The organism is Psychromonas sp. (assembly GCF_983033635.1).
In genome coordinates this window covers 1-12,796 of record NZ_CEZLMY010000099.1, presented here as the reverse complement: position 1 = coordinate 12,796, position 12,796 = coordinate 1, and the positions used below count along the sequence as shown (strand labels likewise).

The window sequence follows — 12,796 nt, the reverse complement described above, 5'->3', positions numbered from 1 at the left end:
GGTGGATTACCACGTTACTTCATCTAAAGAAGCGCAAGCTGCTGAAGATGCATCTGACTCTAAAGCGGAAGGGCCTTCTCGTCGTAAGAAGAAGAAAAAAGCTGCAGCACCTGTACAGGCACCGCAAGGTCGCCGTGGTCGCCGTGGTAAAAAAGCAAACGTTGCAACACCTTCTGCACTGCAACAAGCATTTGAAAAACCAGCGGCACCTGTTGAACGTGATGTGAAAATTGGTGAAACAATCTCAGTTGCTGAACTGGCTAATAAAATGGCTGTTAAAGCGACTGAAGTTATTAAAGTAATGATGAAAATGGGCGCGATGGCGACTATTAACCAAGTGATTGACCAGGAAACGGCAACTATCGTTGCAGAAGAGATGGGCCACAAGGTTATTATTACTAAAGAAAATGAATTGGAAGAAGCGGTACTAGCTGAAGCCCAAGAAGGTGGTGATAAAACTTCACGTGCACCTGTTGTTACTATCATGGGACACGTTGATCATGGTAAAACATCATTACTAGATTACATTCGTCGTGCAAAAGTTGCTGATGGTGAAGCCGGTGGTATTACTCAGCATATCGGTGCTTACCATGTAGATACCCCTAAAGGCATGGTCTCATTCCTGGATACTCCGGGACACGCGGCGTTTACATCAATGCGTTCTCGTGGTGCTAAAGCGACAGATATCGTGGTACTGGTTGTTGCTGCCGATGATGGTGTAATGCCGCAAACAATTGAAGCGATTCAGCATGCTAAAGCTGCTGGCGTTCCATTGATTGTTGCGGTAAACAAAATTGATAAAGAAGGCGCTGATTTAGACCGTGTTAAAACTGAGCTTTCTCAGCATGACATTATTTCTGAAGAGTGGGGCGGTGAGAATATCTTCGCGTACGTTTCAGCTAAAGTAGGTACTGGTGTCCAAGAATTACTTGACAGTATCCTTCTACAATCTGAAATGCTTGATTTAGAGGCTGTTGCTACAGGCCCTGCATCAGGTGTAGTAATCGAGTCTCGCCTTGATAAAGGTCGTGGTCCGGTTGCTTCTATCCTTGTACAGCAAGGTGAACTGAAGCAGGGTGATATCGTACTTTGTGGTCTTGAATACGGCCGTGTTCGTGCGATGCGTGATGAAGATGGTAAACCGATTGATACTGCTGGTCCTTCTATTCCTGTAGAAGTACTAGGTTTATCTGGTGTACCGCAGGCGGGTGATGAAGCTACCGTTGTTAAAGATGAGAAAAAAGCACGTGAAGTTGCTTTATACCGTCAGGGTAAATTCCGTGATATCAAACTTGCTCGTCAGCAGAAAGCGAAACTTGATAATATGTTTGCCAACATGGAAGCAGGTGAAGTTTCTGAACTTAACATCGTACTTAAAGCTGATGTACAAGGTTCACTTGAAGCAATCTGTGATTCACTAAACAAACTTTCTACAGATGAAGTTAAAGTTAATATCATCATCCGTGGTGTAGGTGGTATTACTGAAACTGATGCATCTCTTGCTTCAGCTTCCGGCGCAATCGTTATCGGCTTTAATGTACGTGCCGATGCATCTGCGCGTAAACTTATTGATAACGAAGCGGTTGATCTGCATTACTACAGCATCATTTATGATTTAATCGATGAAGTTCGTGCGGCAATGGGCGGTTTATTATCACCTGAGTTCAAACAAGAGATCACAGGTATTGCTGATGTACGTGAAGTATTTAAATCACCAAAAATCGGCGCAATTGCAGGTTGTATGGTCACTGAAGGTAAGATCAAACGTAATAACCCGATCCGTGTATTACGTGAAAACGTGGTTATATACGAAGGTGTACTTGAATCTCTACGCCGCTTTAAAGATGATGCAGAAGAAGTACGTAACGGTATGGAATGTGGTATCGGTGTTAAGAACTACAACGATGTACGCGTAGGCGACCAAATCGAAGTATTTGAAATTATTGAAGTTAAACGTACTTTATAATTTTAGATTCGCTTTTTATTAAAGAATGGAGGCTATAGCCTCCATTCTCATTTATAAAGAATAAGCATCAGTCATCTGATGAAGGAGTAAAAAAATGGCGAAAGAATATAGCCGTACTTCCCGTGTATCGCAGCAGGTTCAAAAAGAACTGGCGCGTATACTGCAGCAGGAAGTAAAAGATCCGCGTATCGGCATGGTGACGATTTCAGGTGTTGATATCACTCGTGATCTTGCTTACGCAAAAGTATTTGTTACCTTTTTAACCATTGGCGACCAGACTAATGATGAATCGCTTGAAGGACTTAACGCCGCATCGGGATATATCCGCAGGCTATTAGGTAAAGCGATGCGTTTACGTATTGTACCGGAAGTGCGTTTCTGTTTTGATGAAACATTAACAGAAGGTCTGCGTATTTCTGAGCTGGTAAGCAGTGCAGTAAAAGTTGATAAGAGTAAATTGGAAGAATCTGATCGCAGCGACGAGGACGAAGAGTAATGGCAAGACGAGGAAAGGGGCGTTCAATAAACGGTATCGTTTTATTGGACAAACCAACAGATATCAGCTCAAACCATGCATTACAACGTGTTAAACGTATTTTCTTTGCTAACAAAGCAGGGCATACCGGCGCGTTAGATCCACTTGCAACTGGTATGTTGCCTGTCTGTTTAGGTGAAGCTACCAAATTTTCTCAGTTTTTACTCGATTCCGATAAACGTTATACCGTAACGGCAACATTAGGTGTGCGCACAACAACCAGTGACTCACAAGGTGATGTGGTTGAGCAGCGGGAAGTTGCTGTTACTCAGCAGCAACTTGATGATGCACTTGATACATTCCGTGGCGATATCATGCAAGTGCCTTCGATGTTTTCCGCATTAAAACATAAAGGCCAACCCCTTTATAAATATGCGCGTGAAGGCATTACTATTGAACGTGAGGCACGTCCGATCACTGTTTATGAAATCAATCAATTACGTTTTGAAGATAATGAAGTTGATCTGGATATTCACGTTAGTAAAGGGACTTATATCCGTACTATCGTTGATGATCTGGGCGAGTTATTAGGTTGTGGTGGACATGTTTCTATGCTGCGCCGTACTCAAGTTGCAGATTACCCATATGAACGTATGGTAACCATTGAGCAACTTGAAGCTTTGATTGAACAAGCCAAAGAGTCTGATATCAGTCCTTATGAGTTATTAGATCCGCTGTTACTGGAAATGGATACTGCGGTAAAAAACTATCCGGAAGTGAATATCTCTGCTGAGATGGGCGACTACGTTTTACATGGTCAACCTGTACAAGTGTTTGGCGCGCCAGATGATACTATCGTACGTATTACTGTCGGTGAAGCACATACCTTTATCGGTGTCGGTCAGATGAATGACGATGGTTTAATTGCACCAAAACGTTTAGCTAATTTATAAACGTACGCTTTCAAACTGCACTATATAAGCCTTGCAGAAATAATCTGCGAGGTTTTTTATTATCAAAAATAGAATAATGAAGGGACAGATATGGCTAAATTAGACTTTTCAGCAATCAATAAATCAGCATCGAAATCATTCAATGAACAACGCAATTTGATTAAGAAAATTGGCAAAGGTGAAACTGTGCTTTGTGCGGTTTGCCAGCAGCCATTGAAATTATCTGTTTCCAGTGTCGGGGAGCCTGGCGTGAAGTGTGAGAATGGGTGTATATCCATAGGTTTAGAGGTAGAGGTATAAACCCAGGAAAATGAATGCCTTATTAAACTCATTTAAAGTGTTACATGACTCAATTAGTCTTTAATATTCTTGATTACATTTAATACTCCAGCAAAGCTTCATAATGTTAAACATTATTCTCATTAAGATAAATGGTGCAATCTAATGTATTGCACAAAATCCCGTGTCTCTTGCTTACTTTCATCAAAGAGTAAACCATATTGTTTTATGCCTATTTGATTTTTATTCTTCATAATATTTTTGACCGTAACAGGAATTACCAGATTGCGTTTGTCTTTCATGAATTTCAATCGTAACAAGTAGCTGCAATCAATAGCACCCTCTTCTAATGACTCCCCGATAAAAGCGCAGCCATTATTTGAAATATTATGTGCAAATCCGCGACTAAGTTCTGATTTGTCTTTCTCATTTATAATTGTACATTCAACACAGATAGAAACACGTGGGTACTTGCGGATAGCAACTTTTTTCAATTCCTTTGGATAATCCATTATTAACCAGTTATCCGATATGCTGCTTATTTTTTGGATGTTACTACGAAAAGTAATAATTTCGGCGTCAGATTTTTTCATGTTGCCTATGCTAACGATTGTAGCGCCACCTTGATTAAGGTGCTTTCTAGCGTCTAACCAATCTTGTGTATTAGCAATGGCTAGAATTACAGATTTGTTAGAATCAATCCCTATTAAATGTGTTTCTAATTGAATGGGGGCATTATTTGTCAATAATTGGATATGGACTTCAGTATTACATGCCATATTATTAAGTTTATTAAAATCAATCGCTTTTTCCATTTATTAGCCCCTTTTTTAATTATCTCGGTAATGATCGTAATTATAGAGTTACAATTTATTGTAACTTCACATATATAGGAAAGGAGAATCATATCGCAAATTTAAAAGCCTCATTAGATTGTCTGCTTCTTTTGATAGATAGGCCTACTTGTTGCTTTTAAGGGAGAAGAATAACTATCTGCTCTTATTTATATATGGCTAACGCAGAGATCAAATTTGCATTACTCATTTCCTTAACAAAAACGAAGTCGTAATAAAATGCAATAACTATTGCTTAGTTTAGTAATAATCCGTAAAATCCGCTCTTCACTTTATCGCTGAATTAGTGATCGGCGGTAATAATTTAAATAGGTTAACTCACTTAACCGCAAAATATCGGAGTACGTTATGTCACTAAGTGCACAACAGAAAGCTGAGATTGTAGCAAAATTTGGTCGCGCAGAAGGCGATACTGGTTCATCTGAAGTACAAGCTGCATTATACACAGCACAAATCAACCACCTGCAAGGTCACTTCAAAGAACACATCCATGATCACCACAGCCGTCGTGGTCTATTACGCATGGTTAGTCAACGTCGTAAATTACTTGACTACTTAAAACGTAAAGATGTTGCTGCGTACACAGCACTAATTGCAGAACTTGGCCTACGTCGTTAATTTCGATTTAAACCTTGTTAATAAAAAGAGCCATAAGGCTCTTTTTTTGTTTCTGCACTCAGCAAAGAGATTGCAGCTTGTAGTAAACGGCACTTATCGCTGAACTAGGTCTACGTCGTTAATTTTGATAAAAAGAGCTCTATGGCTCTTTTTTGTGCTTGCTATTTAATTACACAGGAAGCGAGTTTTAAAGTAATCTATACTCATTTTTATCGCTTTGTTAAGTGTTTATCTGCCCCTGTTTTTAGTATCATTAAAGCTATTCCATCCCCTTATACTTAATAGTTTTTTAATAACTCAAAGTTATCGTAAAACGAATTAATTACCCTTATTACAAGGCTTTTAAAACGGAAAATATGTCCTTTGAAATGATAATGATAGGTATTGCTAGCTTAGTTGCTATTGGCATCTTATTGCACCATCCTTCTAAAACGCTAGGTATTCCGTCATTGCTTATTTTTATGGCTGTGGGTTTGGTGTTCGGTAATGGTGAGTTTGATTTTGTTTACGATGATTTGCAATTAACTTCTTTTATTGGTGGCATGGCGCTTAATGTTATTGTCTTTGTTGGTGGTTTAAATACGTCAACTAACAGTATTAAATTAGCCTGGAAAGAGGGAGGGACACTATCGAGTGTTGGTGTGCTGTTAACCACCTTGTTTTTTGCGGTGATTTTATATTATTTATTGGATTTTAATTTTTTAACCTGTTTGCTGTTTGCTGCTGTGGTTTCATCTACAGATGCTGCCGCTGTTTTCTCCATTCTAGAGTCCAAAAAATTAAAACTAAAAGAAAATACCGCCACCATTTTAGAGTTTGAGTCTGCAACGAATGATCCGGTGGCGTTATTAATGGTGATTTTATTAACCGACATTTTGCTAAGTAGCTCAGGCGTCGCCCCCTCCGTCGCAAGTATCAGCATGTTATTAGCGCAGCAAATCCTATTTGGTGCTTTGATTGGTTTTGTTTTAGGGAAGTTATGTGTAATGGCGCTTAATCATATTAAATTAGAAGAATATGGTTTAATTCCCGTCTTTATTCTTGCCTGTTTCATTATTACCGTTTATGGCACCGAAGCGGTGGGTGGTAACGTTTTAGTGGCGGTGTATATTGCTGGTGTGATCATTGGTAATCAGCTATTACGAGGCAGAAATGTTAATAAACACTTTTACAATAGCCTTGCTTGGTTGGCACAGTCGTTAATGTTTATTCTTATTGGCCTACAGATTTCCCCTCAAAATTTAATGGATGTTTTCTGGATTTCAGTCATCCCTGCTTTATTACTCATTTTTATAGCAAGACCATTAGCGGTACAATTATGTTATTTACCTTTTGTAAAAGCCTCTTGGAAAAAGCGTTTGTTCATCTCTTCGATTGGTTTGAAAGGGGCTACCCCGATTGTGTTTGCACTTATTCCTGCAACAGCTGGCATTGAAGGCTCGGCTGAAATGGTCCATATGGTTTTCTTTGTGGTGTTATTTTCGGTGTTGTTACAGGGCGGGGCTATTGAACCATTAGCGAAAAAACTCGGTTTAGTAAAAGACCCAAAATAACAAAGTAATAAAAAGCCAGACTAGTTAGTCTGGCTTTTAGGATTAATTATAATTTTCAATGCCTTGTGGCTCTTCTTTGATTTGGTAGTGTTCCCTTTTAAGATTTAATAATTCTGGCACGGTTGCTGATAAACAGACCGATGAGAATGTACCCACTACAATGCCGACAAAAAGAGCAATAGAGAAACCTTGTAGTGGCTGACCTGCTAATAACCAAATTGCTGATACGGTTCCTAAAGTTGTACCTGATGTGATCAAGGTACGGGTTAAAGTTGATAAAATAGCGCGGTTGATAATTTCATTTAAGGAACCTTTGGCTGTTTTACCTCTTAACATTTCTCTGATCCTATCTGAGATAACAATCGAGTCATTCAATGAATAGCCTATTACTGCAAGGAGCGCTGCTAATACAGTAAGATCAAATTCAATTTGCAACCAAGAAAATACCCCTAGAACAATGATAATGTCATGAAACAAAGCAACCACTGCTCCACTGGCTAAACGCCATTCAAACCTTAATGAAAGGTAAATTAACATCGCGATTAATGAGGCTAAGATGGCTAAACCTCCTGCTTCAAAAAGTTCATCTCCAACTTGTGGGCCAATGACACTCGAACTTAATACTTTAATCGAAAAATCACTCTCAACCTTGTCCATTAATAACGATGTTTCTGGCATTTTATCGCCACTGATTGCTTGGCGAATAGACCATTGTGAATCACTGCCGGCATAGCTTAGTGAAAAGGGCTCTTTTATCACTTTACTCAGAGCTGTTTGTAGGTGTTTTTGACTGACTTGTTGATCTGTTTGTATCTCTGTTACCACACCACCTGTGAAATCTACTGCAAAATTAAAGCCTTTTAGCTGCATTGCTAAAAGAGATAATAAAATAAGGGCAACTGAGCTGTATAAGCCGATATAGCGGGCTAAGGTGAAACCTGTTTTATTTGTTTTCATGCATTTACCTGCTTCATTGATTTAGATGATTTAGATGATTTGGAAGGTTTATTGATAAAGATATTTACTAATGCTCGAGAAACGTAAATGCCTGTAAACATACTGCTTAAAATGCCAAAACCTAGTGTGATAGCAAATCCTTTGATAGGGCCATAACCGACGGAGAATAAAATGAGAGCAATGATCAGAGAGGTGATATTCGCATCCATAATCGTGCTTAATGCATTCTTGTAACCATGGTCAATGGCTAAGGCGGTGCTTTTCCCGCGTTTCAACTCTTCTTTAATACGCTCAAAAATAAGCACATTGGTATCAACCGCCATGCCGATGGTGAGTACTAATCCTGCAATACCTGGCAAGGTAAGTACTGCACCGGGAACGAGTGATAATAATCCCAGTAAACAGACTAAGTTAAGCAGTAGCGCTACATTGGCGATTAAACCCAGTTTACGATACCAAAGTGCCATAAAGACAAGCATCATGCCTAAACTAAGCATGATTGCCGCCATGCCATTATTAATGTTTTGTTCGCCTAATGAAGGGCCTAAAGTTCGCTCTTCAACAATAGTCACGGGGGCAGTTAAACTACCTGCTTTGAGCAACATCGCTAACTCTTGTGTTGCTTGAACACTCTCCATACCGGTAATGGTAAAACGTGAACCGAGGTGAGCTTGTATGGTAGCGACGCTAATCACTTTACTATTTTTCTCTAATACGCCTTTTTCATTTTGTTGATACTCTGAAAACAGGGTTGCCATCGGTTTGCCGATATTATCTTTAGTAAAATCGGACATCAATTTGCCACCTGCGCTATCTAAGGTGATAAATACTTCTGGTAAGCCCATTTCTCCAAATTGAGATCGTGCATCAGTGATATGCGTACCCGACATAATCGGTGATGTGGTTAATCGAACCATCTCTCCGGAATTACTTTTATATAAACTACCGCCGTGCGTTTGTAATTGGTGGAAGTCCAAAGACGCTGTTGCCCCTATGATACGTCTTGCCTGTGAAGGATCTTGTACGCCGGGTAATTCAATGCGAATAAAGTTACTACCTTGGCGTTGTACGACAGCTTCAGTAATACCTAACGCTTCAATTCGGTCGCGCATAGTTTTAATATTTTGGCGCATTAATTCTTGATGGTAGGTTTGTGCGAATGGCTCATTAGCACGGATCGTTATTTCTCGGCTATTATTTTTGAGTTGTGATAACTCCGGATAGAGCGCGCTTAACTCCTGCATAATGAGTGTTATTTGTTGTTCTACTCTTTCTGGGTAGCGTAAAACCATCGAGCCATCTTGAAGCGTGCCGATGCGAGCACCATGTGCTTTTAACTCACGTAATAACTGACTTAGGTCATCTTTGATTTTTACTTCACGCTCAAGTAGTGCTGCGTTGGTATCAACCTCCATCACAAACTGCACACCACCGCGTAAATCTAAGCCTAATTTAACGGGTGTAGCACCAAGCTTTTTCAACCAACTAGGACTCGCTGATTCCATCGCCATAGCGACGCTGTATTGATCACCGAGTAATGTATCAAGCATATTACGTGCACTTTGCTGCTGTGTTTTGTCATGCAGTAACACGATATTTTGATTGTGTTTTTGTTCGATCAGCTCAACTTTGATGCCTTGCTCTGATAACAAGTTAAATATATTGGCGCTATCGGCCATCGGAACGTCGGTTGAAGTGCTTTGTATATGGAGTGCTGCTTTTTCACCAAACCAATTCGGTAACGCATTTAGACCAAGAATTGCAATAGTGAAAATAATCACCAAATATTGCCATTTAGAGTAACGATTAATCGTTTTATGTGGTTGTTTCATAGGAACCCCAACATGCGTTATGAGTAACGCATGTAGTAAAATAAAAGTATTTACCACGTGTCAACGGTTTGAACTGATTAAGTGACAGACGGATCTGTATAAAACGAAAATCAAGACAAGTGGTATTTAATAGATAAATTTACAATGTGGCTTTTGGATATATGCAACGAAAGGTTGCTTAACTACCCACAAGCGCAGAGGTTAACTAAGGTGGTAGGTGACTTTTGAGGTATATAAACTATTACTGTCTTTCCAACCAGAAAGGCGTGAGCTGTTATCTGAGAAGTTCATAAACCAAGATGGAGGCTCTTGGGCTAATGTACTTTCATGATTTGCAAAAACATCGAGCTGCGCTGTAAGCAACTCGTACACTAATGTATATTCTGGCGTTTGATTAAGATTGCTAGTTAATAAACTCGCGCGAATAGGCTGTGCAAAATCAATTGATTTACTGTGATTTTCTGACAGTGGTTGTAATGGAGTATTCTCTGCTTCTGATAGTGAGGTAATAACCGATAAGTCACCGTGCGAATTGATTTTATCACTGCCACTCAACTCTATCGTATTTGCAAATTGCAACGATAAGTTGTTTGTATCTTCTTCAGAAAAGGCTGAAGTAGATGCAAATAGAGTGATCAGTAGCGCAAATATCCGAAACAAAGTTAGCTATTTCCTAATAAAAGAGTAGGTGGAAACTATGCCTGTTTAGAAGGCATAACACAAAGGAATTATTAGAAATAAATGAGTAAATCAAAAGATTTAGAAGTGCTTATTAAGTTAATTGAAATGTTACATGATAGGTGTATTTTATACCCTATTCAAAAACACTAAAAAAATCCTGTAAAAATGTTTTAAAGGCAACAGTTTGACGTATACTATCGGCGCGATAAAAAGCATAAAGAATATAATTTAATTAAAGGAAAAAAAATGACTCCTATTGTAAAAAGTTTCCAGTATGGCGAACATACGGTAACACTAGAAACTGGCGTGATGGCACGCCAAGCGACTGCGGCTGTAATGTGTAGCATGGACGATACTTGCGTATTCGTTTCTGTTGTGGGTAAAAATGCTGACGACCAAGAGCGTGATTTCTTCCCGCTTACTGTGAACTACCAAGAAAAAACATATGCTGCGGGTAAAATTCCAGGTGGTTTCTTCAAACGTGAAGGCCGCCCAAGTGAAGACGAAACGCTAATTGCACGTCTAATTGACCGTCCAGTTCGTCCTCTTTTCCCTGAAGGTTTTAAAAACGAAGTGCAAGTGATTGCAACTGTTGTTTCTATCAACCCGGAAATCAACCCAGATATCGTTGCAATGATTGCAACATCTGCTGCACTTTCTATCTCTGGTATGCCATTTATGGGGCCTATCGGTTGTGCACGTGTTGGTTATAAAGAAGGTCAATACCTACTTAACCCAACTAAAACAGAATTAGAAACAAGTGATTTGAACCTTGTTGTATCTGGTACTGACAACGCAGTACTGATGGTTGAGTCTGAAGCGGGTATCTTAAGCGAAGACGTAATGTTAGGCGCGGTTGTATACGGTCACGATCAGCAGCAAGTTGTTGTTAGTGCGATTAAAGAGTTTGCAGCAGAAGTAGCTCGCCCTGCATGGGATTGGTCTGCACCTGTACGTAACGAAGCATTAGATGCTGTTATTGCAACAGAAGCACAAGCTCGTTTTGAACAAGCTTACCAAATTAGTGATAAAGGTCAGCGTTACGACGCAATCAAAGCAATCACTACTGAAGTAAAAGAAAAAGTATTAGCTGCTGATGAAGCATTAGTTGCTAAGCAAGTAGGTGAATACCTACATGATTTAGAAAAAACAGTGGTACGTACTCGTATCATTAAAGGTGAGCCACGTATCGATGGTCGCGATCCTGAGAGTGTTCGTGCACTTGACGTTCGTACTGGCGTATTGCCACGTACTCACGGTAGTTCACTGTTTACACGTGGTGAAACGCAAGCATTAGTAACTGCTACGCTTGGTACACAACGTGATGCACAGATTATTGACAGCCTAATGGGTGAGAAGAAAGATAACTTCTTACTACATTACAACTTCCCTCCATACTGTGTAGGTGAAACCGGTTTTGTTGGTTCTCCTAAACGTCGTGAAATTGGTCACGGTCGTCTAGCGAAACGTGGTGTATTAGCTGTAATGCCTACAGTTGAAGAGTTTCCATACACAGTACGTGTTGTATCGGAAATTACTGAATCTAACGGTTCATCTTCAATGGCTTCTGTTTGTGGTGCATCTCTTGCACTTATGGATGCTGGTGTGCCGCTTAAAGCATCTGTTGCGGGTATCGCGATGGGCCTTGTTAAAGAAGGTGAAGAATTTGTTGTTCTTTCTGATATCTTAGGTGATGAAGATCATCTTGGTGATATGGACTTTAAAGTTGCCGGTACTACTGAAGGTATTACTGCACTGCAAATGGACATCAAAATTGAAGGTATTACACGTGAAATTATGCAGATTGCTTTAAACCAGGCAAAAGCGGCACGTCTACATATCTTAACTGTAATGGATGAAGCACTTCCTAAAGGTCGTGAAGAGATTTCTCAATTCGCGCCACGTATCCACACTATCAAGATCCCAACGGATAAAATCCGTGATGTGATTGGTAAAGGCGGCGCAACAATCCGCTCTCTTTGTGAAGAAACGGGTACTACAATTGAAATTGAAGATGACGGTACAGTTAAAATTGCTGCAACTTCTGGTGAGCAAGCTGAAGATGCAATCAACCGTATTAAATCACTTACTGCAGAAGTTGAAGTAGGTACTATCTACACGGGTAAAGTTGTACGTCTGGCCGATTTCGGTGCATTCGTTAACATCCTGCCTGGTAAAGATGGTCTAGTACATATCTCACAAATCTGTGCTGAGCGTGTACAGAAAGTTTCTGACCATCTTAAAGAAGGTCAAGAAGTGAAAGTTAAAGTGCTAGAAGTTGATCGCCAGGGCCGTGTGCGCCTAAGCATTAAAGAAGCAATGGAAAGTACAGAAGCTCCAGCTGCTGAATAATTTTTAATTGTTAATCTGTAATTGAAAAGCAAGCTTCGGCTTGCTTTTTTTGTGCCTGAAGAAACTGATAGTTTCCGAGCAGCTGTTAACCAAGACAGAAGGTCAAAAAAGATAAAGTACTAGAAACTAGCCTTCTTCAGACTGCGAAACTGCGTTTCGGTTCTTCATCATTAGCAGCATAGTAAATATGCGGATCCCTTTTTATACCTGAAGAGATTTAAAGTTTCCGAGCAGCTGTTAACCAAGACAGAAGGTCAAAAAAGATAAAGTACTAGA

The 12,796-nt window shown here is 39.8% G+C and carries 11 protein-coding genes; 7 read left to right on the top strand and 4 right to left on the bottom strand.

Features of this window, described 5'->3' with window-relative positions; all coding sequences use genetic code 11:
* The 4 genes from infB to AC4GME_RS12580 all read left to right on the top strand — a co-directional run.
* Positions 1–1,966 (top strand): translation initiation factor IF-2 (gene infB / locus AC4GME_RS12595; RefSeq protein WP_490379493.1); only part of this gene is annotated, 1,966 nt, incomplete at its 5' end.
* A gap of 94 nt (positions 1,967–2,060) precedes the next feature.
* Positions 2,061–2,462 carry a 30S ribosome-binding factor RbfA gene (rbfA, locus tag AC4GME_RS12590; protein WP_490379492.1) on the top strand — a complete coding sequence of 134 codons (402 nt, stop codon included), beginning with the start codon at positions 2,061–2,063 and terminating at the stop codon, positions 2,460–2,462.
* A complete protein-coding gene (gene truB, locus AC4GME_RS12585; protein ID WP_490378511.1) occupies positions 2,462–3,394 on the top strand; it encodes a tRNA pseudouridine(55) synthase TruB in 933 nt (310 codons plus the stop codon). Before rbfA ends, truB begins: the two co-directional genes overlap by 1 nt.
* 90 nt (positions 3,395–3,484) lie before the next feature.
* Positions 3,485–3,694: a hypothetical protein gene (locus AC4GME_RS12580; protein WP_490378510.1), complete on the top strand. Its 210-nt coding sequence runs from the start codon at positions 3,485–3,487 to the stop codon at positions 3,692–3,694.
* 122 nt (positions 3,695–3,816) lie between these two features.
* Here the strand turns inward: AC4GME_RS12580 and AC4GME_RS12575 are convergent, their stop codons facing one another.
* A complete protein-coding gene (locus AC4GME_RS12575) occupies positions 3,817–4,488 on the bottom strand; it encodes a PilZ domain-containing protein (RefSeq protein ID WP_490378509.1) in 672 nt (223 codons plus the stop codon).
* A gap of 387 nt (positions 4,489–4,875) precedes the next feature.
* Here AC4GME_RS12575 and rpsO point away from each other — a divergent pair, with 387 nt between their 5' ends.
* A complete protein-coding gene (rpsO, locus tag AC4GME_RS12570) occupies positions 4,876–5,145 on the top strand; it encodes a 30S ribosomal protein S15 (protein ID WP_490378508.1) in 270 nt (89 codons plus the stop codon).
* A 356-nt stretch (positions 5,146–5,501) separates the two neighbouring features.
* Complete coding sequence (locus tag AC4GME_RS12565; protein ID WP_490379491.1) at positions 5,502–6,698, top strand: potassium/proton antiporter; 1,197 nt, start codon at positions 5,502–5,504, stop codon at positions 6,696–6,698.
* Positions 6,699–6,740: 42 nt separating this feature from the next.
* Here the strand turns inward: AC4GME_RS12565 and secF are convergent, their stop codons facing one another.
* The 3 genes from secF to AC4GME_RS12550 form a co-directional block, all read right to left on the bottom strand.
* On the bottom strand, positions 6,741–7,655 hold the full coding sequence (gene secF, locus AC4GME_RS12560) for a protein translocase subunit SecF (protein ID WP_490376736.1): 915 nt from the start codon (positions 7,653–7,655) through the stop codon (positions 6,741–6,743).
* A complete protein-coding gene (gene secD, locus AC4GME_RS12555; protein ID WP_490376737.1) occupies positions 7,652–9,487 on the bottom strand; it encodes a protein translocase subunit SecD in 1,836 nt (611 codons plus the stop codon). Before secD ends, secF begins: the two co-directional genes overlap by 4 nt.
* Positions 9,488–9,688: 201 nt before the next feature.
* Entirely contained in the window at positions 9,689–10,147 is a 459-nt protein-coding gene (locus AC4GME_RS12550) for a hypothetical protein (protein ID WP_490376738.1), read from the bottom strand.
* 267 nt (positions 10,148–10,414) lie between these two features.
* Here AC4GME_RS12550 and pnp point away from each other — a divergent pair, with 267 nt between their 5' ends.
* Positions 10,415–12,520 (top strand): polyribonucleotide nucleotidyltransferase, encoded by a 2,106-nt coding sequence (gene pnp / locus AC4GME_RS12545; protein ID WP_490379490.1) that lies wholly within the window; start codon positions 10,415–10,417, stop codon positions 12,518–12,520.
* The last annotated feature ends 276 nt before the right edge of the window (positions 12,521–12,796 follow it).

What these genes read in the sequence shown, in the direction of transcription:
- AC4GME_RS12565 (WP_490379491.1), top strand. Translation starts at nt 5,502, where the DNA reads ATGTCCTTTGAAATGATAATGATAGGTATTGCTAGCTTAGTTGCTATT.
- pnp (WP_490379490.1), top strand. Translation starts at nt 10,415, where the DNA reads ATGACTCCTATTGTAAAAAGTTTCCAGTATGGCGAACATACGGTAACA.
- rpsO (WP_490378508.1), top strand. Translation starts at nt 4,876, where the DNA reads ATGTCACTAAGTGCACAACAGAAAGCTGAGATTGTAGCAAAATTTGGT.
- AC4GME_RS12575 (WP_490378509.1), bottom strand. Translation starts at nt 4,488, where the DNA reads ATGGAAAAAGCGATTGATTTTAATAAACTTAATAATATGGCATGTAAT.
- rbfA (WP_490379492.1), top strand. Translation starts at nt 2,061, where the DNA reads ATGGCGAAAGAATATAGCCGTACTTCCCGTGTATCGCAGCAGGTTCAA.
- truB (WP_490378511.1), top strand. Translation starts at nt 2,462, where the DNA reads ATGGCAAGACGAGGAAAGGGGCGTTCAATAAACGGTATCGTTTTATTG.
- secD (WP_490376737.1), bottom strand. Translation starts at nt 9,487, where the DNA reads ATGAAACAACCACATAAAACGATTAATCGTTACTCTAAATGGCAATAT.
- secF (WP_490376736.1), bottom strand. Translation starts at nt 7,655, where the DNA reads ATGAAAACAAATAAAACAGGTTTCACCTTAGCCCGCTATATCGGCTTA.
- AC4GME_RS12580 (WP_490378510.1), top strand. Translation starts at nt 3,485, where the DNA reads ATGGCTAAATTAGACTTTTCAGCAATCAATAAATCAGCATCGAAATCA.